The following is a 771-nucleotide window of genomic DNA, read 5'->3' as shown; positions in this document are numbered from 1 at the left end:
CAGCTCACCAGTAAGGCCGAGCTTGAAGTGTGTTTAGCGATTATCGAATCTTGGCGTGAGCGACTATGGAGCCTAAGTTGGTTTATGAAAGAGCTTAATTTTGAGATTGCCTGCCAAGCCAACAAAGAAGACCAATGCAAAGGACATTTCTGGGAAAGCCGCTTCAAAAGCCAGGCTCTACTAGATGAACAGGCGCTCGCGGCAGCGATGACGTATGTCGATTTAAACCCGCTAAGAGCAGGAATAGCTCAAACACCAGAAACCTCCGATTACACCTCAATTAAAGCGAGAGTTGAGGCATTAAACAATCAGCAAGAGACGGCACCTTGCCTTTACCCGTTTGTTGGGAATGACAAAAACCATCAACGTGATGGTATACCGTTTCGACTGATGGATTACATCGAGCTAGTCGATTGGACTGCACGTCAATACCGAGAAGGGAAAGCGAGCTTAAGTGAAGATACGCTACCGATATTGCAAAGACTTAATATCAATCAATTAAACTGGCTTGAGACTTGCACTCAATTAGAGCGGCTACGCTGCACTACAGTAGGTTGTACCCAAAGCGCAATGATGGCCAAACAGCTGATGAATCGAAAGCGACTCAATTTACTTCGCTTGGATAGCTAAGCGATTAGCCAACCGTTAAATCTCTAGTAAGAAACCCACACCAAACCAAAAAATGTTACTGGTGAGCCACTCGATACTCAAAAAAGCCTCAATAGACTCATTCACGCAAAACCGTGACAGACAGAACGCACCCCTCTCCCC

At 45.7% G+C, this 771-nt stretch carries 1 protein-coding gene; it reads left to right on the top strand.

Features of this window, described 5'->3' with window-relative positions:
- Positions 1–630 (top strand): transposase (locus QTN95_RS20885; RefSeq protein ID WP_331418882.1); only part of this gene is annotated, 630 nt, incomplete at its 5' end.
- Positions 631–771: the final 141 nt, after the last annotated feature.

It is taken from the genome of Vibrio sp. M260112 (assembly GCF_036533775.1).
Classification (GTDB): Bacteria; Pseudomonadota; Gammaproteobacteria; order Enterobacterales; family Vibrionaceae; genus Vibrio.
The sequence above is the reverse complement of the archived record's forward strand: the minus strand, read 5'-3'. Positions and strand labels throughout refer to the sequence as shown.